At 52.0% G+C, this 26,638-nt stretch carries 30 protein-coding genes; 27 read left to right on the plus strand and 3 right to left on the minus strand.

Features of this window, described 5'->3' with window-relative positions; all coding sequences use genetic code 11:
• Positions 1-876, minus strand: coding sequence for an RNA polymerase sigma factor RpoH (gene rpoH, locus BCM14_RS05895; RefSeq protein ID WP_106227092.1), 876 nt, complete (start codon positions 874-876; stop codon positions 1-3).
• Between the two features lie 214 nt (positions 877-1,090).
• Here rpoH and BCM14_RS05900 point away from each other — a divergent pair, with 214 nt between their 5' ends.
• From BCM14_RS05900 to BCM14_RS06025, 26 genes are all read left to right on the plus strand, one after another.
• Complete coding sequence (locus BCM14_RS05900; RefSeq protein WP_106227093.1) at positions 1,091-2,035, plus strand: SdiA-regulated domain-containing protein; 945 nt, start codon at positions 1,091-1,093, stop codon at positions 2,033-2,035.
• Between the two features lie 29 nt (positions 2,036-2,064).
• Complete coding sequence (locus tag BCM14_RS05905) at positions 2,065-2,763, plus strand: hypothetical protein (RefSeq protein ID WP_106227094.1); 699 nt, start codon at positions 2,065-2,067, stop codon at positions 2,761-2,763.
• 187 nt (positions 2,764-2,950) lie between these two features.
• A complete protein-coding gene (locus BCM14_RS05910; protein WP_106227397.1) occupies positions 2,951-7,696 on the plus strand; it encodes a glutamate synthase-related protein in 4,746 nt (1,581 codons plus the stop codon).
• Between the two features lie 9 nt (positions 7,697-7,705).
• On the plus strand, positions 7,706-9,175 hold the full coding sequence (locus tag BCM14_RS05915; RefSeq protein ID WP_106227095.1) for a glutamate synthase subunit beta: 1,470 nt from the start codon (positions 7,706-7,708) through the stop codon (positions 9,173-9,175).
• 4 nt (positions 9,176-9,179) lie between these two features.
• Positions 9,180-9,989: an ABC transporter ATP-binding protein gene (locus BCM14_RS05920; protein ID WP_106227096.1), complete on the plus strand. Its 810-nt coding sequence runs from the start codon at positions 9,180-9,182 to the stop codon at positions 9,987-9,989.
• Entirely contained in the window at positions 9,986-10,771 is a 786-nt protein-coding gene (gene mlaE / locus BCM14_RS05925; RefSeq protein WP_106227097.1) for a lipid asymmetry maintenance ABC transporter permease subunit MlaE, read from the plus strand. The genes BCM14_RS05920 and mlaE overlap by 4 nt, the downstream gene beginning before the upstream one ends.
• Positions 10,772-10,788: 17 nt before the next feature.
• Entirely contained in the window at positions 10,789-11,298 is a 510-nt protein-coding gene (gene mlaD, locus BCM14_RS05930) for an outer membrane lipid asymmetry maintenance protein MlaD (protein WP_106227098.1), read from the plus strand.
• A gap of 66 nt (positions 11,299-11,364) precedes the next feature.
• Positions 11,365-12,144, plus strand: coding sequence for an MlaA family lipoprotein (locus BCM14_RS05935; protein ID WP_106227099.1), 780 nt, complete (start codon positions 11,365-11,367; stop codon positions 12,142-12,144).
• Positions 12,145-12,150: 6 nt separating this feature from the next.
• The gene (locus tag BCM14_RS05940; protein ID WP_106227100.1) at positions 12,151-12,795 is read left to right on the plus strand and encodes an MlaC/ttg2D family ABC transporter substrate-binding protein; all 645 of its coding nucleotides are present in this window, start codon (positions 12,151-12,153) and stop codon (positions 12,793-12,795) included.
• A gap of 14 nt (positions 12,796-12,809) precedes the next feature.
• The gene (locus BCM14_RS05945; RefSeq protein ID WP_106227101.1) at positions 12,810-13,601 is read left to right on the plus strand and encodes an ABC transporter ATP-binding protein; all 792 of its coding nucleotides are present in this window, start codon (positions 12,810-12,812) and stop codon (positions 13,599-13,601) included.
• On the plus strand, positions 13,598-14,395 hold the full coding sequence (locus BCM14_RS05950; protein WP_259673455.1) for an ABC transporter permease: 798 nt from the start codon (positions 13,598-13,600) through the stop codon (positions 14,393-14,395). The genes BCM14_RS05945 and BCM14_RS05950 overlap by 4 nt, the downstream gene beginning before the upstream one ends.
• A gap of 16 nt (positions 14,396-14,411) precedes the next feature.
• The gene (locus tag BCM14_RS05955) at positions 14,412-14,654 is read left to right on the plus strand and encodes a BolA family protein (protein ID WP_106227103.1); all 243 of its coding nucleotides are present in this window, start codon (positions 14,412-14,414) and stop codon (positions 14,652-14,654) included.
• Positions 14,654-15,922 (plus strand): UDP-N-acetylglucosamine 1-carboxyvinyltransferase, encoded by a 1,269-nt coding sequence (murA, locus tag BCM14_RS05960; protein WP_106227104.1) that lies wholly within the window; start codon positions 14,654-14,656, stop codon positions 15,920-15,922. Before BCM14_RS05955 ends, murA begins: the two co-directional genes overlap by 1 nt.
• The gene (gene hisG, locus BCM14_RS05965) at positions 15,919-16,614 is read left to right on the plus strand and encodes an ATP phosphoribosyltransferase (RefSeq protein ID WP_106227105.1); all 696 of its coding nucleotides are present in this window, start codon (positions 15,919-15,921) and stop codon (positions 16,612-16,614) included. Before murA ends, hisG begins: the two co-directional genes overlap by 4 nt.
• A 30-nt stretch (positions 16,615-16,644) precedes the next feature.
• Positions 16,645-17,955 carry a histidinol dehydrogenase gene (gene hisD / locus BCM14_RS05970; protein ID WP_106227106.1) on the plus strand — a complete coding sequence of 437 codons (1,311 nt, stop codon included), beginning with the start codon at positions 16,645-16,647 and terminating at the stop codon, positions 17,953-17,955.
• Positions 17,956-18,028: 73 nt separating this feature from the next.
• Positions 18,029-18,616: an imidazoleglycerol-phosphate dehydratase HisB gene (hisB, locus tag BCM14_RS05975; protein ID WP_106227107.1), complete on the plus strand. Its 588-nt coding sequence runs from the start codon at positions 18,029-18,031 to the stop codon at positions 18,614-18,616.
• Between the two features lie 3 nt (positions 18,617-18,619).
• Positions 18,620-19,267 (plus strand): imidazole glycerol phosphate synthase subunit HisH, encoded by a 648-nt coding sequence (gene hisH / locus BCM14_RS05980; protein WP_106227108.1) that lies wholly within the window; start codon positions 18,620-18,622, stop codon positions 19,265-19,267.
• Positions 19,268-19,334: 67 nt separating this feature from the next.
• Positions 19,335-20,075 (plus strand): 1-(5-phosphoribosyl)-5-[(5-phosphoribosylamino)methylideneamino]imidazole-4-carboxamide isomerase, encoded by a 741-nt coding sequence (gene hisA, locus BCM14_RS05985; RefSeq protein ID WP_106227109.1) that lies wholly within the window; start codon positions 19,335-19,337, stop codon positions 20,073-20,075.
• Positions 20,072-20,878: an imidazole glycerol phosphate synthase subunit HisF gene (gene hisF, locus BCM14_RS05990; protein ID WP_106227110.1), complete on the plus strand. Its 807-nt coding sequence runs from the start codon at positions 20,072-20,074 to the stop codon at positions 20,876-20,878. The genes hisA and hisF overlap by 4 nt, the downstream gene beginning before the upstream one ends.
• On the plus strand, positions 20,878-21,288 hold the full coding sequence (hisI, locus tag BCM14_RS05995) for a phosphoribosyl-AMP cyclohydrolase (protein WP_106227111.1): 411 nt from the start codon (positions 20,878-20,880) through the stop codon (positions 21,286-21,288). Before hisF ends, hisI begins: the two co-directional genes overlap by 1 nt.
• A complete protein-coding gene (locus BCM14_RS06000) occupies positions 21,285-21,635 on the plus strand; it encodes a phosphoribosyl-ATP diphosphatase (protein ID WP_106227112.1) in 351 nt (116 codons plus the stop codon). The genes hisI and BCM14_RS06000 overlap by 4 nt, the downstream gene beginning before the upstream one ends.
• Positions 21,632-22,000, plus strand: a complete 369-nt coding sequence (locus BCM14_RS06005) for a histidine triad nucleotide-binding protein (RefSeq protein ID WP_106227113.1) — start codon at positions 21,632-21,634, stop codon at positions 21,998-22,000. The genes BCM14_RS06000 and BCM14_RS06005 overlap by 4 nt, the downstream gene beginning before the upstream one ends.
• A gap of 13 nt (positions 22,001-22,013) precedes the next feature.
• Positions 22,014-22,247, plus strand: coding sequence for a Sec-independent protein translocase subunit TatA (tatA, locus tag BCM14_RS06010; RefSeq protein WP_106227114.1), 234 nt, complete (start codon positions 22,014-22,016; stop codon positions 22,245-22,247).
• Positions 22,248-22,294: 47 nt separating this feature from the next.
• The gene (tatB, locus tag BCM14_RS06015; RefSeq protein ID WP_106227115.1) at positions 22,295-22,837 is read left to right on the plus strand and encodes a Sec-independent protein translocase protein TatB; all 543 of its coding nucleotides are present in this window, start codon (positions 22,295-22,297) and stop codon (positions 22,835-22,837) included.
• 47 nt (positions 22,838-22,884) lie between these two features.
• On the plus strand, positions 22,885-23,598 hold the full coding sequence (gene tatC / locus BCM14_RS06020) for a twin-arginine translocase subunit TatC (protein WP_106227398.1): 714 nt from the start codon (positions 22,885-22,887) through the stop codon (positions 23,596-23,598).
• Between the two features lie 218 nt (positions 23,599-23,816).
• Positions 23,817-24,140 carry a helix-turn-helix domain-containing protein gene (locus BCM14_RS06025; protein ID WP_106227116.1) on the plus strand — a complete coding sequence of 108 codons (324 nt, stop codon included), beginning with the start codon at positions 23,817-23,819 and terminating at the stop codon, positions 24,138-24,140.
• A gap of 24 nt (positions 24,141-24,164) precedes the next feature.
• Here the strand turns inward: BCM14_RS06025 and BCM14_RS06030 are convergent, their stop codons facing one another.
• The gene (locus BCM14_RS06030) at positions 24,165-25,352 is read right to left on the minus strand and encodes a trypsin-like peptidase domain-containing protein (RefSeq protein WP_106227399.1); all 1,188 of its coding nucleotides are present in this window, start codon (positions 25,350-25,352) and stop codon (positions 24,165-24,167) included.
• A 1-nt stretch (position 25,353) separates the two neighbouring features.
• Here BCM14_RS06030 and BCM14_RS06035 point away from each other — a divergent pair, with 1 nt between their 5' ends.
• Entirely contained in the window at positions 25,354-26,124 is a 771-nt protein-coding gene (locus BCM14_RS06035; RefSeq protein ID WP_106227117.1) for a Nif3-like dinuclear metal center hexameric protein, read from the plus strand.
• Positions 26,125-26,148: 24 nt separating this feature from the next.
• Here BCM14_RS06035 and mscL read toward each other — a convergent pair whose 3' ends face one another.
• Complete coding sequence (gene mscL / locus BCM14_RS06040; RefSeq protein ID WP_106227118.1) at positions 26,149-26,619, minus strand: large conductance mechanosensitive channel protein MscL; 471 nt, start codon at positions 26,617-26,619, stop codon at positions 26,149-26,151.
• Positions 26,620-26,638: the final 19 nt, after the last annotated feature.

A 26,638-nucleotide genomic window follows, 5' to 3' on the forward strand; every position in this document is an offset into this window, starting at 1 on the left:
TTAAGCAGTCAGGGCCAATCTCATTTTTTTCATTGCAGCAACCTCAATCTGACGGATACGCTCGGCAGAAACACCAAACTCATCAGCTAGCTCATGCAAGGTGGCACCACCATCATCCTGTAACCATCTTGCTTTAACGATACGCCGAGAGCGGTCATCAAGCTTTGCCAGAGCCGTGTCCAGGCCCTCACCCTGCTGCAGGTCGATAGCCCGACGTTCTATGACTTGGGTCGGGTCGTCGTGGCCTTCGTCGGACAGAAACGCAATGGGCGCAAAGGTGTCGTCGTCATCCTCGGGGTTCTCGAGAGCCATCTCGCGACCCGACATGCGGACTTCCATTTCGCGAACTTCTTCTGGTTTGACGTTCAGCGTTTTAGCAATATGCGCCACCTGATCTGGATCAAGTGTGTGACCATCCGGGCGCATGCTGCGCAAATTAAAGAAGAGCTTTCTTTGAGCCTTGGTGGTAGCAACCTTGACCATACGCCAGTTTTTGACGATGTATTCGTGAATTTCCGCTTTGATCCAGTGAACGGCGAACGACACGAGACGCACGCCGCGCTCAGGGTCATAACGCTTAACAGCTTTCATTAGACCAACGTTGCCCTCTTGAATCAGATCCGCGTGCGGGAGACCGTAGCCAAGATATTGCCTCGCAATTGACACAACCAGTCTCAAGTGTGACAGCACGAGCTCGCGGGCAGCATCAAGATCTTGCTGATCGCGCAGCGCGCGAGCAAGACTCACTTCTTTTTCGGCAGACAAAACGGGCAAGTGATTAACTGCCGTAATGTAGGCGTCGATGGAACCCAGAGCACCTGGGTTGGCAATGGCCATTGCCAATTTGTTTTGGGCCAAAGTCACAGTCGTCGTCATGATGTTTCGTTACCGCCCCCACACAGAATGACTTTTTTTACTCGGGATGACTTTTATTTCATTCGTATCGATTTTAGCACTCTCCTAAACTGAGTGCTAATAGGATTGGCTATTTTCGCGAAAGTTCCGAATTTTTTAGGAGGGTGTTAATCTTGGGCTGCAGACGTCGGGCGTCACTACCCCTCGCTTGTCTTGTTTATGCCCCGGACTCAGCATGGCCGATTTATTCAAATTTTTATCTAAAATCCTGCTTGCTTGCGTGCTTGTCATCCTGGTTGGATGGGCAAGCTACATTGGCGTCCGGTATTACCACGCAGAGCAAGTGGCATATCGCTGGGTTTCTGGCCTAAAGGCCAAGCAGGCGGCCTGGGAGAACAAGATTGCATCGGCTGGTGGCAATACGCTCATTGGTTACTCAGGGCCAGATTCGGCGAGAGTGATCGAAGGAGTGAAAGGTAATTTGTCTGGTCTAGCCTATGACTCATTACAGGACAAGTTGTGGGCCGTTGTAGATAAACCAGCCGCATTGGTTTCTTTATCACTAGACGGATTGGTGCTTGCGACCTATCCACTTAAAGGAATTTCGGAGGCTAATGGGGTGGCCTGGCTTGGCGCCAACCGGATCGCATTAGTTAACGGCCGCCGCAATCGAGTCGTCATTGCTGAAATCCCAAACACCCCGCAAACCATCGATGTCACACGCGCTTTTTCTCTGGTGTTGAGGTTTGGCGAAGACGAGGACAGTAATCACGGCTTTCAGGGCCTCGGGTACGACCTAAAACGCGATCGGCTTTATATTGCGAAAGAGCACAGCCCCAAGGGTCTCTATCGTATTAGTGGCTTGAGCAATCTGCAATCCTCCGAGTCCAAGGGATTACGGATTGAAAACTTTAGTTTTTGGCTCGATGAAATCCCCTTCGCCACAGATCTCGCCTCTGTCGAAGTGGATCCGAGCAACGGCAGAGTCCTTCTGTTAAGCGAAGAGTCCCAGATTCTCGTGCAGGTTGACGGGGATACGGGAGCGGGTCGGGGCATGCTTGAGCTATCCACCAATAAGGGTGGTCCCATGCCGAAACCTGAAGGGGTGGCGATGGACGATCGAGGTAACATCTACATCGTGAGTGCGCCGAACCTGTTTTACCGATTCCGTAAGCCCTAATTAACCCTCTAGCGACTGGGCTGACAAAAGTGGCTCGACTAGCTCGACTTTATGCGCCCGGCATCGCTCAACTTGCCTTTGCCTCGTTCTCGGCCGATTTGTTACACGGCAAGTTGCTCACGGCAACAGTTTTTACTCAGATACAGGGATGGCTCGCCGAGGCAAGTCAACGCTTTCATGTGCCGGTTCACGGTTGGTGTATCGATCACGATGGAATCGGGCTTTTAGCAACTCCTCAGGATGACAGGGGCCTGGGGCGGCTGATGCAGTCAGTTGGCCGTAATTTGGCTTCACGCTTGGTTCAAGGTGCCGTGTTTGCTGGGCGGTACCATTCTTGTCTGATTCAAAGTGATCGGTGGGTTGTACCGTCCCTCGTTTGGCTGGAGAGTCGCGCCTTTAGTCGTAGGGCGTTCATTCCAGCAGATCCTTGGCCCTGGTCATCGGCAGCTGTCCATATTGGGTTGCAACCGCCAGCGTGGCATAACCCTCACTCTGATTACTGGGCTTGCGGCAACACCCCTTTCGACAGACAGGCCGAATACAGGCAAAGATTGGTTCTCGGCAATACCCCAAAAGACTCAGAAGCCATTGAGGCGGCTGTCCGAGGTCAGTGGGCTTTGGGAGACAAGCAATTTTTAAGCGCATTGTCGCTGATAGCGAATCGCCGCCCGACTGCCTTGTCTCGAGGGCGTCCAAAAAAAACTGGCCCACCAAACCTCTCTCGGTGAAACGTTATTCACACAGTCTATACATTGAACTTCTCACGACACCGGTCCGTCCCCAATATTATCGAATCCCTGCTTATTGAGACTTTAAAAGGGGACGGATCGTCGGATTTTACTTGCATGCTAGGGTTTTCCACGGTATTGTCTTTTTTCGCACTGCACCATGATCGCAGCGCCACCGGAGCACCCAATGAGCACCCACCCATTACACTTCCATCCGACCAATTCGGTACGGACCTCAGCAACTGCCCCCGTCGGTTTGCCACCGTCGCAAGGGCTGTACTCACCTGCGAATGAGCATGATGCTTGCGGGGTTGGTTTTGTTGCTCATATAAAAGGGCATAAGAACCACGATATCGTCAAACAAGGTTTGAAGATCCTCGAAAATCTCGATCACCGTGGCGCAGTTGGCGCAGACAAGTTGATGGGAGATGGCGCTGGGATACTGATCCAGATCCCTGATGTTTTCTACCGCGAAGAACTCGCCAAACAAGGCGTAAAACTCCCCGCACCAGGCGAGTACGGCGTTGCCATGGTGTTTCTGCCTAAAGAGATCGCCTCGAGGCTCGCCTGTGAACAAGAGCTCGAGCGCGCAGTGAAAGCTGAGGGCCAAGTAGTACTGGGCTGGCGTGACGTACCCGTAGACACCGACATGCCCATGTCGCCAGCCGTACGTGCCTGTGAGCCCTTCATTCGGCAGCTATTCATTGGGCGCGGCGCAAACGTGATGGTGCCCGACGCGCTCGAGCGCAAGCTGTACGTGATTCGCAAAACGGCAAGCCATGCCATTCAGTCAATGGGGCTCGCTCATGGCAAAGAATATTTCGTCCCTTCAGCCTCTGTCCGTACGGTAGTGTACAAAGGCCTGTTGTTAGCGGACCAAGTGGGGCGCTATTACCGTGACCTCGCTGATCCACGCACCGTATCGGCCGTTGCTTTGGTCCATCAGCGTTTCTCGACAAACACCTTCCCTGCGTGGCCTCTGGCCCACCCCTACCGGATGATCGCCCACAACGGCGAAATCAATACGGTGAAAGGCAACTTCAACTGGTTACGGGCCCGTGAAGGCAAAATGCAATCTGCTGTGCTGGGTGAAGATCTAAGCAAACTCTATCCAATCGTTTACGAGGGGCAATCTGACACAGCCACGTTTGATAACTGTCTCGAGCTGCTTGTGATGTCAGGTTATTCACTTGCCCATGCCATGATGATGATGATCCCAGAGGCTTGGGAACAACATACCCAAATGGACGCCAGCCGCCGCGCCTTCTACGAATATCACGCAGCCATGATGGAGCCCTGGGATGGTCCGGCAGCCGTCGCCTTTACAGATGGTCGCCAAATCGGCGCAACACTGGATCGCAATGGTTTGCGCCCAGCCCGCTATCTCGTCACCGATGATGATATGGTCGTGATGGCGTCAGAAGCGGGTACTTTGCCAATCCCTGAAAGCCGCATCGTTAAAAAATGGCGTCTGCAGCCGGGCAAGATGTTCTTGATCGACCTTGAACAAGGTCGCATCATCGATGACGCTGAAATCAAGGCCCAGTTATCCAATTCGCGTCCCTACCGGCAGTGGATTGAAGGGCTTCGCATCAAGATCGAAACGCTCGTCGCACCTGAAGGCGAAACGCCGGCGACAAGCAGGGAAACCTTGCTTGATCGCCAGCAAGCGTTCGGTTGGACGCAAGAGGATTTCAAATATATTCTCGAGCCCATGGCTGCTTCGGGAGAAGAAGCGACCGGCTCGATGGGCAATGACGCGCCGCTGGCAGTTTTGTCCAATCGGGACAAACCTTTTTATAACTACTTCCGTCAATTGTTTGCGCAGGTCACCAACCCACCCATTGATCCGATTCGTGAACAAATGGTGATGTCTCTGGTGTCCTTTATTGGTCCCAAGCCTAACTTGCTTGATATCAATAACGTCAATCCGCCCCTACGCCTCGAAGTCAATCAGCCGATACTTGATGCAAAAGAGATGTCGCGGATCCGATCGATTGCAGCAATAACGGGCGATAAGTTCAGCAGCCATGAGATTGACATCACGTATCCCGCTGCTTGGGGCGCAGAAGGGATTGAAGCCCGCGTTGCGGCATTGTGCGCCAGCGCTTTAGATGCTGTGAGAAGCGGCTACAACATCCTCATTTTGACCGATCGCGCCGTTGATCATCAGCGTGTTGCCATCCCTGCATTACTTGCCACTTCAGCCATTCATCAAACTCTGATCCATGAAGGGCTGCGCACCAACACGGGTTTGGTTGTAGAAACCGGTTCAGCTCGTGAAGTCCATCACTTTGCGCTGCTCGGTGGCTACGGCGCCGAGGCGATTCATCCTTATCTGGTAATCGAGTCACTAGAGGCAGAAGCCGCCAGCGCCGAAAAAGCTGAAAAGGCCGTTAAGAACTTCATCAAAGCGATCGGTAAGGGACTAAACAAGGTCATGTCCAAAATGGGCATCTCGACCTACATGTCATATTGTGGCGCGCAAATTTTTGAAGCGGTTGGTTTGCAATCTGGCCTGATTAACAAATACTTCTCAGGCACGCCAAGCAATATCGAAGGTGTCGGTATTTTTGAAATCGCAGAAGAAGCGCTGCGCACGCATCGCGCGGCCTTCGGCAAAGATCCTGTCCTTGCCCACGCACTGGATGCAGGCGGCGAATACGCCTTCCGCGTTCGTGGTGAGGAGCACATGTGGACGCCAGACTCAATCGCAAAACTACAACACGCGTCGCGCGCCAACAGTTACAACACATACAAAGAATACGCACAACTGATCAATGATCAAAGCAAGCGTCTGATGACACTCAGAGGTTTGTTCGAATTCAAAGTCGACCCCGCGCGCGCGATTCCGCTTGACGAAGTCGAATCTGCAAAAGAGATCGTCAAACGCTTTGCAACGGGCGCGATGTCGCTCGGGTCGATCTCCACCGAAGCTCACTCAGTGCTGGCGGTTGCCATGAACCGTATTGGTGGTAAATCAAATACTGGTGAAGGTGGCGAAGACGAACTGCGCTATCGCAACGAATTGCGCACAGGCAGCAGCGGCATCAAAGCCGGTGCCACCCTTGCCTCCGAGTTGGGGGCAGATCGCATTGCGGCTGATGTACCGCTGCAAGCGGGTGACTCGATGCGCTCGAAAATCAAACAGGTCGCATCCGGTCGCTTCGGCGTGAGCGCCGAGTATCTGGCAAGTGCTGATCAGATTCAAATCAAGATGGCTCAAGGTGCCAAGCCTGGCGAAGGCGGTCAATTGCCCGGACACAAAGTGTCGGAATACATTGCGAAGCTTCGTTGCTCAGTGCCTGGTGTTGGTCTGATTTCACCACCACCCCATCACGACATTTACTCGATTGAGGATTTGGCCCAGCTCATTCACGACCTCAAAAATATCAACGACAAAGCATCGATCTCGGTCAAGCTCGTATCGGAAGTCGGTGTAGGGACGGTCGCTGCTGGTGTTGCCAAAGCTAAAGCAGATCATGTGACCATCTCGGGTCATGATGGCGGCACGGGTGCCTCACCTGTTTCGTCAATTAAACATGCTGGCACGCCCTGGGAGCTCGGTCTTGCTGAAACCCAACAAACTTTAATGCTCAATCGCCTGCGCAGTCGCATACGCGTGCAAGCTGACGGTCAGATGAAGACGGGGCGTGACGTTGTGATTGGTGCGCTGCTTGGTGCGGATGAGTTCGGTTTTGCTACCGCTCCGCTCGTCGTTGAAGGCTGCATCATGATGCGCAAATGCCATCTCAATACCTGCCCTGTTGGCGTAGCAACGCAAGATCCAGTATTGCGTAAAAAGTTTCAAGGCAAGCCCGAGCACGTCGTCAACTTCTTTTTCTTTATCGCAGAAGAAGTTCGCGAAATCATGGCTCAGCTTGGCATTCGGCGGTTTGACGATCTGGTTGGGCGCGTTGATTTGATTGATACGCGTGCTGGCATCGATCACTGGAAGGCCAACGGTTTAGATTTCAGTCGGGTGTTCTATCAGCCGCAAACCGACAGCTCACGGCGCCAGATCGAAGAACAAGACCACGGTCTCGATGTTGCACTCGATCACGAGCTAATCGACCGCGCGACACCTGCCATCGAGCGCGGTGAAAAAGTATCCTTCATCGTCCCGGTACGAAACCGCAATCGCACCATCGGGACGATGCTATCTGGTCGTATCGCCAGCAAGTATGGCGACGAGGGCCTGCCCGATGACACCATCCACATTCAATGTAACGGTACCGCTGGACAGAGCTTCGGCGCCTTCTTGGTCAGTGGCATCACACTCGACCTCGTTGGTGAAGGTAACGACTACGTTGGCAAAGGCTTGTCGGGTGGTCGAATTATCGTGCGCTCACCAAACGATTTCAGAGGTTTCGGCCCAGAGCACATTATTATCGGCAACACGGTGCTGTATGGCGCGACCTCTGGCGAGGCCTATTTCAACGGCGTCGCAGGCGAGCGCTTCGCCGTGCGCAACTCGGGCGCCGCAGCCGTCGTTGAAGGCACAGGCGATCACGGTTGCGAATACATGACAGGTGGCACAGTTGTCGTGCTCGGCGCGACTGGTAGAAACTTCGCAGCCGGTATGTCAGGTGGCGTTGCTTATGTTTGGGATCCGGACGGTAGCTTCATCGATCGTTGCAACCTGAGCATGGTGGCAATTGAACCCGTTCTTTCTGCTAAACAGCAAGAAAAAGATCAAGGTATTGCTCTGTTCCACAATATGACCCGTGGCGCTGAACGCGAAGCGGATGAAACCATCTTGCGCAGATTAGTTGAAAATCATTTCCGCCACACTGGTAGTTTTTGCGCCCGTGACATGGTGAGTGACTGGGATAGCGCCCGTGGCAAGTTCATCAAAGTCATGCCTATCGAGTACAAACGCGCGCTTGCTGAAATGTGGGCTGCCGCTAACCCCAAATCTATTGCTGCATAAGAGATCATCATGGGCAAAATTACTGGTTTTCTTGAAGTAGAACGTCTACAGGAAGCATCGGAAGCTCCTCAGAGTCGTGTAAAGCACTGGCGAGAATTCGTGCTGCACCTGTCAGATGAACAAGCGGGCAAACAAGCCGCTCGTTGCATGGACTGTGGCATCCCCTTTTGTAACAACGGGTGCCCCGTCAACAACATCATCCCCGACTGGAACGATTTGGTTTATCACCAGAACTGGCGTGGGGCGATTGATGTATTGCACTCGACCAATAATTTTCCTGAGTTCACCGGGCGAATTTGTCCTGCTCCGTGTGAAGCCGCTTGTACGCTGAACATTAACGATAACGCTGTTGGAATCAAATCCATTGAGCACGCAATTATCGACAAAGCCTGGGCCGAAGGGTGGGTAACGCCCGAGCCGCCAGAGTCCAGAACAGGCAAACGTGTAGCGGTTGTGGGATCGGGTCCCGCCGGTCTCGCCTGTGCTCAGCAACTTGCGCGTGCTGGACATGACGTCACGGTTTACGAGAAAAACGATCGTGTTGGTGGCTTGCTTCGTTACGGTATTCCCGACTTCAAGCTCGAGAAGCAGTTGATCGATCAACGCATGAAACAAATGGAAGCTGAGGGCGTGACCTTCAAGCCATCCCATTACATTGGTAAAGCCACTGATCCAGCAGCAACCAAAGGCCTGGCCGTCATTACGCCTGAAGCATTGAAGGCTGAGTACGATGCGATCGTCTTATCAGGTGGATCCGAGACACCTCGCGATTTGCCTGTGCAGGGCCGTGAACTGGATGGGGTCATGTACGCCATGGACTTCTTACGGCCACAAAACAAGGTTGTTGCAGGCGACAAAGTCGAAGGGCAAGTGCTTGCCAAAGGAAAACACGTCGTCGTGATCGGTGGTGGCGATACGGGCTCAGACTGTGTTGGCACGAGCAACCGTCACGGTGCAAAATCGGTGACACAAATTGAATTGATGCCTAAACCGCCTGAAACCGAGAACAGAACCATGACTTGGCCATATTGGCCAGCCAAACTGCGCACCTCGTCCTCTCATGAAGAGGGTGCGGAACGCGACTGGGCTATCACCACAAAACATCTCGAAGGCAAGGACGGCAAGGTACAAAAGCTTGTCGCCTGTCGGGTTGAATGGATCAAAGACGAAGCAACTGGTCAACTTAAAATGCAAGAAGTCAAGGGTTCAGATTTCGATATTAAAGCTGACTTGGTCCTTCTTGCAATGGGGTTTGTTGCACCGATCAACAACATTCTAAAAGCCTTCGAAGTTGATCAAGACGGGCGCGGTAATGTTCGCGCGAACACCGACGACTATCGTACGAACGTCGACAAGGTATTTGCTGCGGGCGATATGCGTCGCGGTCAGTCGCTGGTTGTCTGGGCGATTCGCGAAGGCCGTCAGTGCGCAAGATCGGTCGATGAGTTCTTGATGGGTTCAACTGTGCTACCTCGCTAAAACGATGTCAGCCATCCTTGCGCTAGACAATGTCTCGCTGGGTTACGGTCAGAGGACCATCCTTAAAGATATTTCTCTGACTGTTGCGCAAGGTGAAGTCGTCGCGCTCATGGGCGGTTCAGGGTCGGGAAAGACAACCCTGCTTCGCGCTGCAACCGGCCAGTTAAAGGCACGCTCGGGATCGATCAAACTGTTCGGTCAAGAGGTGAATAGTTTCGACAACAAATCACTGCGCGAAGCTAGGCAACGCATGGGGGTTCTTTTCCAGCAAGGTGCGCTGTTCACCGATCTTAATGTCTTCGAGAATGTAGCGTTCCCCCTCAGAGAGCACCTGTCGCTACCTAACGAGCAGCTTCAGCAAACTGTTCTCGACAAGCTGGCGGCGGTCGGATTACGTGCTGCCGCTCATCTCAAGGTATCCGAGATTTCGGGGGGTATGGCCAGGCGCGTCGCCTTAGCCCGCGCGATTGTGATGAACCCCGAGCTGATTTTGTATGACGAGCCCTTCGCAGGTCTTGATCCGATCGCTGTGGGTGTTACCGCGCGTTTAATTCGACATTTATCGACGACTTTGCATTGCGGCTCACTCATTATTACGCATGACGTGGCCGAAACCTTTGAGATTGCCGATCAGGTTTATTTAATCGGGCAAGGCGCCATCAAGGCCAAAGGGACCCCAGCCGAACTGCGCGACGCGGTTGACCCTTATGTTGAGCAATTTCTCCGCGGTTTGCCCGATGGCCCAGTCAAATTTGACTATCCGCTGAGCGCTGAATTTGAAGCATGGCTGGTCAAACACACGGGCTGTTCATGAAAGCATTCACCTGGATTGCGGCAACGGGCCGATTCGTCAATCAAAATCTGATGGCAGTGGGTGCCTTCGCGAGGCTGCTTGCTGCCATGCTGCTAAATAGCGGCATGGCCTTTAAACGCCCCCGCCTCATCATCAGCCAAATTCATTTTATCGGTAACTATTCTCTGATTATCATTGCCGTATCAGGCCTTTTTGTCGGGTTTGTTCTTGGCTTGCAAGGCTACTACACGCTCAATCGCTATGGCTCGGAAGATGCGCTCGGCTTGCTGGTAGCACTTTCACTCACGCGCGAACTGGGGCCTGTGATCACAGCCTTGCTCTTCGCTGGACGCGCTGGTACGTCCCTGACGGCTGAAATCGGTCTCATGAAGGCAGGCGAACAACTCGATGCCATGGAGGTCATGGCAGTCGATCCTGTCAAACGGGTGCTAGTCCCCAGGTTTTGGGGTGGTGTTATCGCCATGCCAATCCTGGCTTCAGTTTTTTCCGCGGTCGGGATTTTGGGCGGCTGGCTGGTTGGGGTTGCCTTGATTGGCATCGATAATGGTATTTTTTGGTCTCAGATGCAAAGTGGCGTGGATATCTGGAAAGACATTACGAACGGCCTGATCAAAAGTTTTGTTTTTGGTATCGCAGTTACTGCGATTGCGTTGTATTCGGGCTGGCGTACCAAACCTACCCCAGAGGGTGTGGCGCGCTCAACCACCCAAACAGTTGTCGTGGGATCGCTAACCGTGTTGGGGTTAGATTTTCTGCTGACAGCCCTGATGTTTGGCAACTAACAAAGGAAACACTCAACATGTCTAACGAAAAAGCTGATTGGTGGGTAGGACTTTTTGTCTTACTGGGGCTTATTTCCTTGACTTTTCTCTCATTGAAAGCCGGCAATCTGAGCTCATTTTCTCTGAATAAAACCTACGTCGTTTACGCAAAATTTGACAATATCGGGGGGCTCAAAGCTCGCGCACCCATTAAAAGTGCAGGTGTTGTAGTGGGTCGGGTGTCAAATATTGATTTGGATCACAAGAGCTTTCAAGCTGTTGTCACGCTGGATATTCAGGAGGGGGTCGATTTTCCTGCAGATTCTTCAGCAAAAATTCTGACCTCTGGCTTGCTAGGGGAGCAATATATTGGATTAGAACCAGGTGGGGATGACAAAACCCTGAAAACAGGTGACACGATTCATTACACACAGAGTGCTATCGTGCTTGAAAATCTCATCAGCCAGTTTCTATTCAGCTTTGCTGATAAACAGGGTTCTAGCACTACCCCCTCCGATTCAAGCACGGGATCCAAAGCCGAGCGATAATGTTACAAATTGTCGTTATTGGCCTGATGTAAGGTCACGCTTGTTTCACCAAGGCTAAGCTCTCAAATGGTCGTCCCATTTATTAAGGCACTGTCCTGTGCTGTTCTGTGCACCGCGCTGATCGGTTGCGCCGCAGGTCCCGCTGGGCCACCTAACCCGAGGGATCCCTTTGAGGCAGCAAACCGCAGCATGTTCGCCTTCAATGATGGCGTGGATCGTGCTGTGCTAAAACCCTTGGCTCAGGGTTATCAGGCAGTGACCACGCCAGATATTCGCAATTGCATCAACAATATGTTCCTGAACGTGGGTGAAATCTGGGCGGGTGCAAACAGTGCCCTGCAAGGTCGACAAGAAGATGCTTTAACGACGCTGGGTCGCTTCTTGCTCAACACAAGCTTAGGTCTTGGTTGTTTTGACTGGGCGGGTGCAAATGGCGCCAAGCGTATTCCAAATGATTTTGGCGTAACACTTGGTGTGTGGGGTCTGAGCACTGGGCCTTACGTTGTTTTACCGATCTTAGGCCCAAGCAATGCGCGTGACGGCGTGGGTAAACTAGCCGACCTGTACGTCAATCAAATTGAAGTTGGCACAAGCATTCAGAACGTCGGGCTTCGCAACAGTCTGTATGGGCTCGAATTGCTTGCACGACGAGAGGCTTTGCTCGGAATTTCTGACACGATTGATAAAACCGCGCTCGATTCCTATAGCTTCATCCGCGATGCTTACCTGCAAAGCCGAGCGGCTCAGGTTCGTGGTGCGGCGGCCGAGGCCGATCACATCCCCAACTATGACGATAGCGACGATGCCTCCGCCACTCAAACAGCTACTGATAGCCCGAAGAAGTAGAAAGCGATGACATTAAAGAAAATCATCACCGCTATTGCCCTTTTTGGCCTTGTCCAAATCGCTTTCGCTCAAGCGAACGGGACAACTGCGGCAGCGGACGCTAGTGCAGCCAAAACACCGGTCGAGTTCATCGAACAGGCAGTCAATTCGACTTTGCACAGCATTCAAAATGATCCGTCCATAAAAATGGGCGATATGGTGCGTATTTCACAGGTAGTCGAACAGTTTGTCGCGTCTTACGTTGATTTCAGAAAGACAACCCGGCTTGCCGCAGGGCGCTACTGGAAGGACGCCACACCTGAACAACAAGAGGCATTAGCGCTAGCTTTCAGAGCAACATTATTGAGAACGTATGCTGGGGCGTTTACTCGCGTCGAACCTGCTACCGCGATGAAGATCATGCCGTTTAGAGGCGACCTAACTGCCAGCGACACCGTCGTCAGAACACAGCTATTCAGGCGTCCGACCAGTGACGCAACTATTCTGGATTACCGGCTCGAAAAAACACCAACAGGCTGGAAGATATACGACGTAAACGTAGAAAACATCTGGCTGATTGAAAACTATCGAAACCAGTTTTCACAGCAAATTGCCCAGAACGGTATCGCCGGGCTGATTGACGCGTTGAACCAACACAATCAAAAACAATAAGGCAAAGCGCCGTCATGCATGCAGTTTCGTTTGAGCACGTCTCTAAAATCTACCCACCGCGTCGTGGTGGATTTAAATCACTATTCTCAAAACCTGAAGGCACAGGCTTTCAAGCTTTGGATGACGTGACGCTAACAATTGAGCAGGGCGAGTTTTTTGGCCTGCTTGGGCCAAATGGGGCGGGCAAAACGACACTGATATCGGTCCTTGCTGGTCTGGCAAAGGCGAGCGCTGGGCGCGCTAGCGTGTGCGGGCATGACGTCGTGACCGATTACAAACAGTCAAGGCGTTCCCTTGGTGTGGTGCCGCAAGAGTTGGTGTTTGATCCGTTTTTCACTGTACGAGAAACGCTAAGAATTCAGTCAGGCTACTTTGGTTTACCCAAAAATGATGACTGGATTGATGAAATCCTGGCAAATCTTGGTCTGACCGAAAAAGCAGACAGCAACATGCGCACCTTATCGGGTGGCATGAAACGTCGCGTGCTTGTCGCACAAGCTTTAGTACATCGGCCTCCTGTCATCGTGCTGGACGAGCCGACCGCTGGCGTTGACGTCGATTTACGTCGCAGTCTATGGGAGTTCATCTCCCGGCTGAACAAAGCAGGCCACACGATCCTGCTCACCACCCATTACCTCGAAGAAGCTGAATCACTCTGCGGCCGGATTGCCATGCTTAAACGCGGGCGAATCGTTTCCTTATCCACCACTGCAGCGCTACTTGAGCAATTTGGTGGACGTAGCCTGGAAGAGGCTTTTGTTGAAATCATGAAAGACGACTCGCAAAATGAGGAGGCTCTTTCGTGAGCACGAGCACTACAAAAATGGCCTCGCCGCAAGTGATGGGATTGGGTTTTCCAACACTCTTCAAAAAAGAACTACTACGTTTTTGGAAGGTCAGTTTCCAAACGGTTGCGGCACCTGTGATCACTGCCCTGCTTTATCTTGTCGTTTTCGCGCAAGTGCTGCAGGACAAAGTTCAAATGTATGGTCACGTGCCGTACACGGCATTTCTGATCCCCGGCTTGATGATGATGAGCATGCTACAAAACTCATTTTCTAACCCGTCATCGTCACTCATTCAAAGTAGGATGACGGGTAATCTTGTGTTCGTTCTGGTGACGCCAATGTCTCATTACGAGATCTTCAGCGCCTACGTGCTTGCTGGTGTGATCCGCGGGATTGCTGTTGGCATCTGTATCTGGCTCGTGTCTTTTTTCTTTGTCACGATTGAATGTGTGCAACCGCTCTGGATCTTGGTTTTCGCTGGGCTTTCTTGCGGAATCATGGCCATGCTCGGTTTAATCGGTGGTCTGACCTGCGAAAAATTCGATCAACTGTCTGCATTTCAAAACTTCCTGATCATGCCAGCCACGTTTTTATCCGGCGTGTTCTATTCTGTACACGCTTTGCCAAAGTTCTGGCAATACGTGACGCACTGGAATCCGATTTTTTATACTATTGATGGATTCAGACACGGTTTTTTCGGTGTTTCAGACGTCTCACCTTGGCATAGCCTGGCAGTCATCGTTTGCGTCTTCATCGCACTGGCGGCCTTTGCGCTGCGTCTGCTCGCCACTGGCTACAAACTACGAACTTAAGGTTGATTACTCACTTATGCTACCCACCCCAGAAAATATTCGGGATTACATTGCCGCCGGGCTGACCTGCGAACACCTTGATGTCACCGGCGACGGCGCTCACTTTGAAGCGATTATTGTGAGCCCTGAGTTCGCCGGCAAGCGATTGATTGCCCGTCATCAGCTCGTCTACCAAGCACTGGGCGAACGGATGAAAGACGAAATTCATGCGCTCTCCATGCGGACTCTCACGCCTGATGAATACAAGGCGCTGGGTTAATGGACAAGCTCTTAATCAGAGGCGGTACGCAGCTCAAAGGCGAAATCAATGTGTCAGGCGCAAAAAACGCCGCACTGCCAATTCTGTTTGCCTCTTTGCTGACTAGCGAACCCCTCGATTTACAGAATGTCCCTCATCTCAACGACACGGCCACCGCCCTCAAACTTCTAGATAAGCTTGGCGTAAAAAGCGAGCGCCAAGGTCATTACAAGGTAACCGCCTGCGCAAATCAAGTAACTGGCTTTGAAGCGCCTTACGATTTAGTGAAAACCATGCGGGCATCAATTCTCGTTTTAGGCCCGCTGGTTGCAAGGTTTGGCGAAGCCAAGGTTAGTTTGCCAGGAGGCTGCGCAATCGGGCAGCGCCCTGTCGATCAGCACATCAAAGGCCTAACCGCTTTAGGAGCCGAGATTGTGGTCGAGCATGGCTATATCATTGCCAAAGCGAAACGGCTCAAAGGCGCCATTATCCGCACGGATATGGTGACGGTCACTGGCACCGAAAACCTGATGATGGCAGCCGTATTGGCAGAGGGTGAAACCATTCTTGAAAATGCTGCACGCGAACCAGAGGTTGTTGACTTAGCGGAACTGCTGATCAAAATGGGCGCGAAGATAAAAGGTCATGGCACTGACAAAATCGTGATTCAGGGCGTTAAAAGCCTTTCTGGCGCTACTCACAGCGTCACGCCAGACCGAATCGAAGCCGGAAGTTTTCTTTGCGCGGTTGGTGCAGCGGGGGGCAGCATCGTCTTGCGCAGTGTCGATCCCACTACACTTGGCGCAACTATTTCAAAGTTACAAGAGGCCGGGCTCGACATTACACAGGGTGACGACTGGATCAAGGCCAGCATGTCCAAACGACCCCGCGCAGTGGATGTGCGTACGCATGAATACCCGGGGTTTGCCACCGATATGCAAGCCCAGTTGATGGCCTTAAATACGATTGCTCAGGGTACGTCTGTTATCAACGAAACTATTTTTGAAAATCGTTTCATGCATGTTCAAGAGATGATCCGTCTTGGCGCTAATATTGATATTGATGGTCATACAGCTGTTGTGCGCGGTGTTCAAAGACTCTCGGGTGCAACCGTGATGGCAACCGATTTAAGAGCATCGGCAGGTTTGGTTATCGCCGCTTTGGCAGCTGAAGGCGAAACAACGCTTGAACGGATTTATCATCTGGATCGCGGCTACGAGCGGATGGAAGAAAAGTTGCGCGCACTGGGTGCCAATATTGAGCGAATTTCGAGCAGGGCAAACCAATGAGTAGTCAAACGAATACCAACCCGCTAGCGCTCCCCATCACCCTTGCACTCTCAAAGGGACGCATCTTTGACGAGACGCTACCCCTGTTAGCTGCCGCTGGTATTGAAGTATCCGAAAATCCAGAGACCTCGCGCAAGCTAATCATCGGTACCAGCAACCCCATGGTCAGACTGATCATCGTGCGCGCGTCTGATGTACCAACTTATGTCGAATACGGCGCGGCAGATCTGGGCATTGCGGGTAAGGATGTGCTGATCGAGCATGCCAGCGACCATCCGGGCGGTCTCTATCAACCGATTGACCTTAACATCGCCCGTTGCAAGCTTTGCGTCGCCGTTCGCAAAGGTTTCGACTATAGCTCCGCAGTCAAGCAAGGGGCGAGGCTTCGGGTCGCAACCAAATACGTGAATGCTGCTCGCGAGCACTTTGCTGCGAAAGGGGTTTACGTCGATTTGATCAAGCTCTATGGCTCCATGGAGCTCGCACCGCTGGTTGGCCTTGCCGATGCGATCGTAGACCTAGTGTCAACAGGCAACACGCTAAAAGCCAATGATCTGGTCGCCGTCGAGGACATTGTCGAAATTTCGTCTCGCCTGATCGTCAACCGAGCTTCATTGAAAACACGGCATGCTGAGCTTCAGCCCTTGCTAGATGCTTTTGAACAAGCGAGCCGCAGTCATGCGGCATCATAAATATTGGTTTTGTTAAGCACGGTGTAACCCATGGCAAATATATGTCGCCTCGACTCTCGTGACCCAGGTTTTAAAGCGACGCTCAGTCAGTTGTTAAAAGTCGACGCTGAGCAAGATGACGCCATTGAGGCCGCCTGCGCACGCATTCTTCGAGAAATTAAAGCGGAAGGCGATACAGCCTTAGTGCGGCTGACCAATCAATTTGACCGGATGAATATCAGTCGCGCCACCGAACTGGAAATAGATCGCCACGAGTGGTTGGCCGCACTGAACAGTTTGCCGCGCCTTCAGCGCCTCGCACTGGAGGCAGCAGCAGAGCGCGTCAGATCCTATCACCAGCATCAACGCCAAAATAGCTGGTCTTACACGGAGGCAGACGGCACTCGGCTTGGTCAACAGATTACTCCACTAGATCGTGTTGGCCTTTACGTACCGGGTGGCAAAGCGGCATACCCTTCATCAGTGCTGATGAATGCTATTCCGGCCAAGGTCGCAGGTGTTGATGAAATTATTATGGTGACCCCTACGCCTGACGGGATTCGTAACCCCATCGTGCTCGCGGCTGCTGCGATCGCCGGTGTAGATCGTGCCTTTGCTGTAGGTGGCGCCCAAGCCGTCGGTGCGCTGGCCTACGGCACTGACACCATCCCCGCAGTTGACAAAATTGTCGGGCCAGGCAACGCATATGTAGCTGCCGCCAAACGGCGTGTCTTTGGTACGGTCGGCATCGACATGATTGCAGGACCTAGTGAAATCCTGATTATCTGTGATGGCAAAACCCCCGCTGATTGGATCGCCATGGATCTGTTCTCACAAGCTGAACATGATGAATTGGCTCAGGCGATTCTGCTTTGTGATGACAGGGCTTACCTAGATGCGGTCGAGGCTGCCATTGATCGTCTATTGCCCACGATGCCACGGGCCGATATTATTCGCACGAGTTTAGCTAACAGAGGCGCCTTGGTGCTAGTAAAGGATCTGCAAGAAGCATGCGATCTGAGCAACCTGATTGCGCCAGAGCATCTGGAAGTGTCTGTCGCCGATCCAGATGCGTTGTTACCCTTAATCCGGCATGCTGGCGCCATCTTCATGGGTTCTTACAGCTCAGAAGCACTGGGCGACTATTGTGCAGGTCCCAATCACGTTTTACCAACCTCTCGCACAGCCAGATTTTCATCGCCACTCGGCGTTTATGATTTTCAGAAAAGATCCAGCTTGATACAAGTTTCGAGCCAAGGGGCGAAAACGCTGGGAGCAATTGCTGGCACCCTCGCTGACGGTGAAGGGCTACATGCCCATGCTGCGAGCGCTCGGTTCAGACTAAAAAAAGTGTTTGAATAAAACAATGCTGCAACAAGCCCTACAATAACAGCCTAGATATCCGATTGGCCGATCAATATTTCGAGTGCATGAAATGCGTACCGCCGAGATTACCCGCAATACAAACGAAACCCGGATCCGGGTAGCGTTAAACCTTGATGGCACCGGTCGTCAAAACTTGAATACGGGTGTGCCGTTTCTTGATCACATGCTGGATCAAATCGCGAGACATGGTTTGATTGATCTCGAGGTGCATGCTGAGGGTGATCTTCACATCGATGCGCACCACACGGTTGAAGACGTCGGGATCACGATTGGCCAGGCAATTGCCAAAGCGGTCGGCGACAAGTCCGGGATTCGTCGCTATGGTCACGCCTATGTGCCCCTCGACGAGGCGCTCTCACGGGTAGTCGTTGATTTCTCTGGTCGCCCAGGGTTGCAATTTCATGTGCCCTTCACCAGAGCACGGGTGGGCGACTTTGATGTCGACCTGACAATCGAGTTCTTTCAAGGCCTGGTCAACCACGCGTTACTTACCATGCACATTGATAATATCCGCGGCGTTAACGCCCATCATCAATGCGAAACTATTTTCAAGGCAACCGGAAGAGCCTTACGCATGGCACTTGAGAGGGACCCTCGCAGTGAAGGGGTTGTCCCTTCAACAAAAGGCGTGCTCTGACCCATGCTAAAGATCGCCATCGTTGACTACGGGATGGGCAACTATCACTCGGTCGCGCGTGCTCTGCAACATGCCGCACCAGAGGCCGAGGTCAAACTCTGCCAGTCAGCAACTGAGATCGATGAGGCTGACCGAGTCGTGTTTCCAGGCCAGGGGGCGATGGCGGATTGTGTTCGCACCCTTGATGAGGCCGGGCTTCGCGACAGCGTGTTGCGGGCCCTCAATAACAAGCCCTTGCTAGGTATTTGTGTCGGCGAACAAATGCTTTTCGACCGTAGCGAAGAAGGCAACACTGAGAGCCTTGGTTTCTTCAAAGGCGTTGTGAGAAGATTTAGTGGTCCTGCCTTCGGTCTAAACAGTGCAGAGTCGGATGACCGACTAAAAGTGCCACACATGGGCTGGAATCCCGTGAGGCAAGTGCGCACTCACCCACTGTGGTCTGGCATCCCGGACATGACGCCTTTTTATTTTGTTCATAGCTATTATGCTGTGCCTGAAGATCCACAGCTAACCGTTGGTTCAAGCCTGTACGGCGCTCCCTTTGCCTGTGCCATCGCGCGAGATAATATTTTTGCAGTGCAGTTTCACCCTGAAAAAAGCGCAGATTCCGGTTTGCGCCTGTGCCGTAATTTTGTAGACTGGAACCCTTAAATCTAATAATGTCCACTTCTCGACCACAACTAACAGAAATGACATTTACTTCTCGATCAAAAACGATATGCTGCTGATCCCCGCGATTGACCTAAAGGACGGGCAATGTGTCCGTCTTCGCCAAGGTGACTTGGACGACGCCACGATATTCTCCGAAGACCCGGTAGCCATGGCAAAACATTGGCTGGACAAAGGGGCAAGACGTTTGCATCTGGTTGACTTGAACGGCGCGATTGCGGGTAAACCGAAAAACGAGTCCGTGATCAAAGCCATTGTTCAGTCGGTTAGTGCAACTATCCCGGTGCAGATTGGTGGTGGCATTCGAGATCTGGACACAATCGAAAGATATCTGGATTTTGGTATTTCGTATGTCATCATCGGGACAGCTGCCGTAAAAAATCCAGGGTTTTTGCACGATGCTTGCGGTGCGTTTCCAGGTAGCATCATCGTCGGGCTTGATGCTAAAGACGGGAAAATCGCAACCGACGGCTGGAGCAAACTCACTAAGCACGACGTAGCAGATCTGGCCAAAAAATTCGAAGACTACGGCTGTGAATCGATTATTTATACCGATATCGGTCGGGACGGGATGCTCTCGGGTGTCAATATCGAGGCAACTGTGCGGCTGGCTCAACACGTCAGAATCCCAGTCATTGCATCTGGGGGTGTCACGGATCTGACCGACATCGACGCTCTCTGTGCGGTTGAAGAAGAGGGCGTAGAAGGTTGTATTCTCGGTCGCAGCATTTACGAAGGCACACTGGATTTTGAAGCGGCGCAACTGCGTGCTGATGAACTTGCACCATGACTGGCAACCCCCCTATTGGCGCACAAAGCGGCCTCACGCGCCGCATTATTCCCTGTCTTGATGTCACGGCAGGTCGGGTCGTTAAAGGGGTGAATTTCGTTGAACTCGTGGACGCTGGCGATCCTGTTGAAATTGCGAGCCGCTATAACGATCAAGGTGCCGACGAACTGACATTTTTGGATATCACTGCAACCAGCGATGCGAGGGACCTGATCTTACCCATCATCGAACAAGTGGCGTCGCAGATATTCATCCCGTTGACGGTTGGCGGTGGTGTCAGGCAAGTAAGCGACGTCCAACGTTTGCTAAACGCTGGTGCTGATAAGGTTTCTATCAATAGCGCTGCAGTGGCCAACCCTGCTCTGGTTAGGGACGCATCCAATTACCACGGGTCCCAATGCATCGTCGTGGCAATCGACGCAAGAAAGGTCAGCAAAGCAGAAGAACCTGCTCGTTGGGAGATCTTCACTCACGGCGGTCGTCGGGCAACAGGTATCGATGCGATCGACTGGGCCAAAAAAATGGCTGAGTTCGGTGCAGGCGAATTACTGCTAACGAGCATGGATCGGGATGGCACCAAAGCAGGTTTCGATCTTGATCTGACTAGACGGATTTGCGACTCGGTTTCAATCCCCGTCATTGCCTCGGGTGGCGTCGGCAACCTGCAGCATCTCGCGGATGGCGTGACGTTAGGTGGCGCTAGCGCAGTGCTGGCGGCAAGTATCTTTCACTATGGTGAATATACAGTTCGCCAGGCGAAAGCCTACATGGCTGAACGCGGCATCCCTGTCAGGAGCTCGTGATGACAAATTCGCTAAGGCCGGCTTGGCTGAACGAAGTTAGCTTCGACGACAAGGGATTGATACCTGCGATCGCGCAAGACGCTGAATCCGGCGAGATATTAATGGTGGCCTGGATGAATGCGGAAGCACTGCTCGAGACTGCCCAGACAAGCCGCGCCGTATACTGGTCACGCTCCCGCGATCGGATTTGGCGCAAGGGTGAAGAATCCGGGCACACACAGGACGTCATTGAACTGCGTATTGACTGTGACGCAGACGTCATTTTGTTGAAAGTTAAGCAGCACGGCGGGATTGCGTGTCACACCGGTCGGGTCAGCTGTTTTTATCGTCGGTTAAATACAAGTACCATCGAGGCAAACTGGGATTCAGTCGACCCTGTGCTGAAAGATCCAGAGTTAATCTACAAATGACCACTGAAAACCACCTGCACGATGATCTGGTTCTGGCACGCATCGCCGACGTGCTAGAGACCCGTTTGCCTGCCAGGGGTGGCGACTCATCCTCGTCCTATGTAGCCAAGCTGTTTGCAAAAGGCCCAGATGCCGCTTTGAAGAAGATCGGCGAAGAGGCAACTGAGCTCGTGATGGCGGTTAAAGATGGGGCAAAAGATAGAATGGTTTCTGAAACAGCCGATCTATGGTTTCACTGCCTGGTCACTCTCGTTGAGCATGGTATCCGACCAGAGCAAGTTTTAGCAGAACTGGCCCGGCGCGAAGGCGTATCGGGATTGATAGAAAAAGCGAGCCGTCAAACATGAGTGATCACTGCCTATTTTGCAAGATCGTTGGAGGAGCTATTCCTGCCAAAATTGTCCATGAGGATGAGGATTGCGTTGTTTTTCACGACATTGCGCCTGCTGCGCCAGTCCACTTATTGGTCGTACCACGTCACCACATCATATCTTTGCAAGAGGTAAACCCCACAGATGCGGGTTGGTTGGGTAGAATAATGGCATTGCTTCCCAAGATTGCACTAGAAAACGGCTGCAATCCTGGCCACGATGGTGGTTTTCGCCTTATGGTCAACTCAGGTATTGAGGGTGGTCAAGAGGTAAATCACCTGCATTTTCATATTCTTGGTGGTAAGCGACCCTGGCAGGGGCGCACCACAGCTAACGGGTAAACGGAGATCCACTATGGGCGGCTTTAGTATTTGGCATTGGCTGGTTTTGCTGGCAATTGTTGCGCTGGTTTTTGGTACAAAGAAAATTCGCAATATCGGATCAGACCTTGGCAGTGCGGTCAAAGGATTTAAAGAAGGGATGAAAGATCCCAACGCAAAAGAAACTGAACCCACCGAAACACCGCGTGTTGCAACCGGTGAAACGATCGACGTGACCGCTAAAGAGAAATCTGGCACCACGCACTAAACTTCGGGTTCAACCTTGGTTGAACCTGATCTCTCCGGCATCTCAAAATGTTTGACGTCAGTTTTTCTGAATTAATGGTCGTCGGTGTCGTTGCCCTGATTGTCATCGGCCCCGAACGCTTACCTAAGGTGGCTAAAACACTTGGGCATCTTGTAGGACGTGCACAGCGTTATGTGAACAACGTGAAAGCCGACATTCAGCGCGAAATGGATCTTGACGATTTGCATAAGTTCAAGGATCAAGTGCAGGAAGCAGCACAATCGATGAAGAGTTCGATTAACGAAGCTCAAGCAGCCATTTCCGACCCCTTGAAGACGTTTGAAAAAGACACCATGGATACACTTCATGAGGTCGGTCATGACTCGGGGCTATCTCCATCCACAGCATCTTCGGCAACTGGGGCTGAGGACTTAGTCAAGGTTGAACTCACTGATTCAGACTCAGCGCTTGCACAGGTCGAAGCAGCGACGCCAAGTGCAACGAGAGAAGAGCCTGCTGTGCCCCAACAACTTGAAATCGATGCGCTGCATCCGCAACCGTCTGCGAGCACTGCTGCGACCACCCAGACCAAGACGGGGGCAAGTTCGTGAGCTCAACGGATAACGCTGAACAGGATGCAAAGCCCGGCGATACCTTCATGTCGCATCTCATCGAGCTCAGGCAAAGGCTTCTCTACGCGGTCGCTGCAATACTGGCTGTTTTTCTCGTCCTGTTTTTTTACCCCGGCGCGTCCTATATTTACGACTTACTAGCGCAACCAATGTTAGCCTCTCTGCCAGAGGGCACCAAAATGATTGCTACGGGGGTCATTACTCCTTTCATGGTGCCAGTCAAAGTAACTTTGATGGCGGCTTTCGTTATCGCCCTGCCGGTGGTGCTTTATCAAGCATGGGCTTTTGTAGCGCCTGGCCTGTACCAACACGAGCAGAAGCTCGCCCTGCCGCTCATTGTTTCGAGTTCAGTTTTATTTATCGGCGGGATGGCGTTTTGTTATTTTGTCGTTTTTAGAACTGTCTTTACGTTTATCGCCCAGTTCGCCCCTCAATCCATCACGCCAGCGCCGGATATCGAAGCCTATGTCAGCTTCGTCATGAGTATGTTTTTGGCATTCGGGGTCACGTTTGAGGTGCCAGTCGTCGTCGTGATCCTGGTTCGAATGGGCTTAGTGACCGTCGAGAAACTCAAGTCTTTCAGAGGTTATTTCGTCGTTGCCGCCTTCTTTATTGCAGCCATTGTGACACCGCCCGACGTCGTCAGCCAGTTTATGCTCGCTGTGCCACTCTGCATCCTCTATGAAGTGGGTTTACTGTTTGCTCGAGGCGTGAAGCCGCGCGCTAAAGAAGACGATTAAGTTTAGTTTGCTGTGCTCAGCTTATTGCCCCTCAGAAAAAACTCAAATACGCGGTTTTTCGTCGAAAACACCCTAATTGGCGTATAAAATATCTCTGAAAGGCATCAAAAACATCTTGATGTCTTTTTCTGTTGCATATAACCTTTAACTCAGGATTTCTTTTTGAACGATGCTTCTTTGAGCATCGCAACCCGATCTCGTTAAAGGAGCTTCATCCCATGCTAGCTCACCGCCTCAAGCAAGCCCGCTTAAAAGCCAACTTATCACAAGAGAAGCTTGGGAAACTCGCCGGCATTGACCCAATGTCAGCAAGTGCTCGCATGAATCAGTACGAACGTGGCAAGCACGCACCCGACTACCAGTTAATGTGCAAAGTGTCTGAAATTCTGACCATGCCAGTGAGCTGGTTTTACACTCAAGACGAAGACGCTGCAAAGTTACAAGAGATTTTCTTCAATTTATCAGCAGACAACCGCAAATCGATTCTGGCTTCAGCAGAGACTTTGTTGGCACGAAACACACCCGTGGCAGCAACCGAATAAGCAACCAGGCATTCGGCTGGTCAGTTATCTATTGATCGGTGGCTTAGTGCCCAATGTGACAGTGATGTCCTGGTGCTGAGCTTTGCGAACCACATCCAGCTTGACGGTCTTGCCGGGTAACAAAGCGGCAATCCGCCCCAAAAGTCGGTTTGCATCTTCAACTTTCCTACCGTCCAGATGTTGAATGATATCCCCCACCTGTAACCCTGCAATCATCGCGGGCCCATCGCGGACTATGCCTGCCACAATGGCGCCTTGAGCTTGCTCAACCCCAAAAGCTCGCGCAAGTTCAGCCGTCATGTCCTGAGGCTCGATCCCCAACCAGCCTCGCTTGACTCGGCCCTCTTTAATTATCTGATCCATCACGCGCAAAGCGGCGCTGGCGGGAATTGCAAAACCGATTCCCAAGGATCCGCCCGATTGAGAGTAAATCGCGGTGTTAATTCCGACAAGTTTTCCTTGAGTATCGATCAAAGCGCCCCCTGAGTTGCCCGGATTAATGGCGGCATCAGTTTGAATAAAATTCTCGTAAACATTTATGCCAAGGCCATCTCGACCGAGCGCCGAGACAATACCCATTGTGGTTGTCTGGCCAACGCCGAATGGATTGCCGATTGCCAGCACAACGTCGCCAACTCGCAGGGTCTCTTGCGTAGCAAAAGGCAAAACATGTAGGTCAGGTAATTCGATCTTCAATACCCCTAGATCGGTCTCCGGATCGACGCCAATCACTTTTGCATTCGCTTGCCGGCCATCACTCAACGCAACCAAAATCTCTTCGGCACCATCAATAACGTGAAAATTCGTAAGAATATGGCCGGCCTTAGATACAACGACGCCCGAACCAAGGCTGTTGCTCTGGCGCCGCTCACTAAACCCAGGCATTTGCTCAAAAAACTTCCTGATAAAAGGATCCGCTGGCAAAGGTAGCCTGCTCACAGCAACGTGTTTGGTCGTAAAAATATTAACGACCCCTGGCGTGGCGGCAGCAACACCATTAGCAAACGAGGTCGGAGCGTTAAAAGAACGAGCCATCCGCTCTGATTCTTTAGACAACTTCGACGGGTCTACGTTAGTATTCAATGCAAGTGGAGGCGATGCCTGCTTGGTCGTCGCGCGGCCCAGCCAATCTGGTCGCAAAGTCACCACAACGAATAAAACCCCTAGGCAGACCGTCACAGTCTGCGCAAATAACAGCCAAATTCGACGCATCATGTCATCACACAAAAAGAAAGCCGTTGCCACAAACGAATTATGCGCGTGGCTAGATAAAACACTTAATGCTCAAGCCTTTGCAGATTACTGCCCAAACGGGCTGCAGGTTCAAGGCCGCGATTCTGTCTCGCATATTATCGCCGGTGTCACGGCAAGCGAAGCCCTTATCGACTTGGCAATACAAGAAAAAGCTGACGCGTTATTGGTTCATCATGGTTGGTTCTGGAAAGGGGAGGATTCCCGGATAATTGGAATCCGCCGCACTCGCTTAGCCAAACTGCTGGCGCACGATATCAACTTGATTGCTTATCACCTACCCCTCGATGCGCATCCCACATTAGGGAACAACGCCCGATTGGCACAAATTCTTGGCTTTGATACCAGCCATACCACCGGACGCAATGGACTGATTGGCGTCGGGCGCAGTCAATCCATCCGCAACCTGGGACAATTAACCGCCCGAATTGCCGACAAACTTGGTCGCGTGCCGTTGGTCATCGGCGACAGCAAGAAAAAGATCACCCGTATTGCCTGGTGCACGGGCGCTGCACAAAGCATGTTTCAAGAGGCTATCGACGCGGGCGCAGACGTCTTTATTACTGGTGAAATATCTGAACCAACCGTGCATCTGGCGAGAGAGTCGGGTGTCGCCTTTATCAGCGCAGGACATCACGCGACCGAGCGCTATGGTGTTCAGGCACTGGGGCAAGCGCTTCTAGAACACTTCCCCATTACCGTCAAATTCATGGATGTTGACAATCCGGTCTAGCCAACCAGGCAAGGACAAGTGTCCCTACTCGGTTTTGCTGGCGTTGTTCAGATTAGCTTGAAGCAAATCGCGGATTTCAGTCAATAGCACTTCTTCGGGCTTGGGCGGAGGGGCTGCGGCCTCAAGCGCCTGGCGGGCTCGCGTGCTGTTAATCCCCTTCACCATGAAGAAGATGACGAAGGCAAGCAAAACAAAATTGATCACAATTGTGACAAAGCTACCCCAGGCAAACACATTCGCACCCGCCTTCGTGAGGTCCGCATAAGTGAGCGCCCCACTATACCCAGCCGGCATGTGTAAGACGATGAATTTGTTACTAAAATCAACTGTGCCCCCGACCATGAAATTGATCACTGGCATGATGATATCTTTGACTAAAGACTCGACTATTTTGCCAAAAGCTGCACCAACAATCACACCGACCGCCAGATCGACCATGTTGCCACGGACGGCAAAATCACGAAATTCCTTTAAAAGACTACTGGCTTTACTCATTTCTTGTTCTCCATCCTTT

This window comes from Jezberella montanilacus (genome assembly GCF_003003055.1).
Classification (GTDB): Bacteria; Pseudomonadota; Gammaproteobacteria; order Burkholderiales; family Burkholderiaceae_B; genus Zwartia; species Zwartia montanilacus.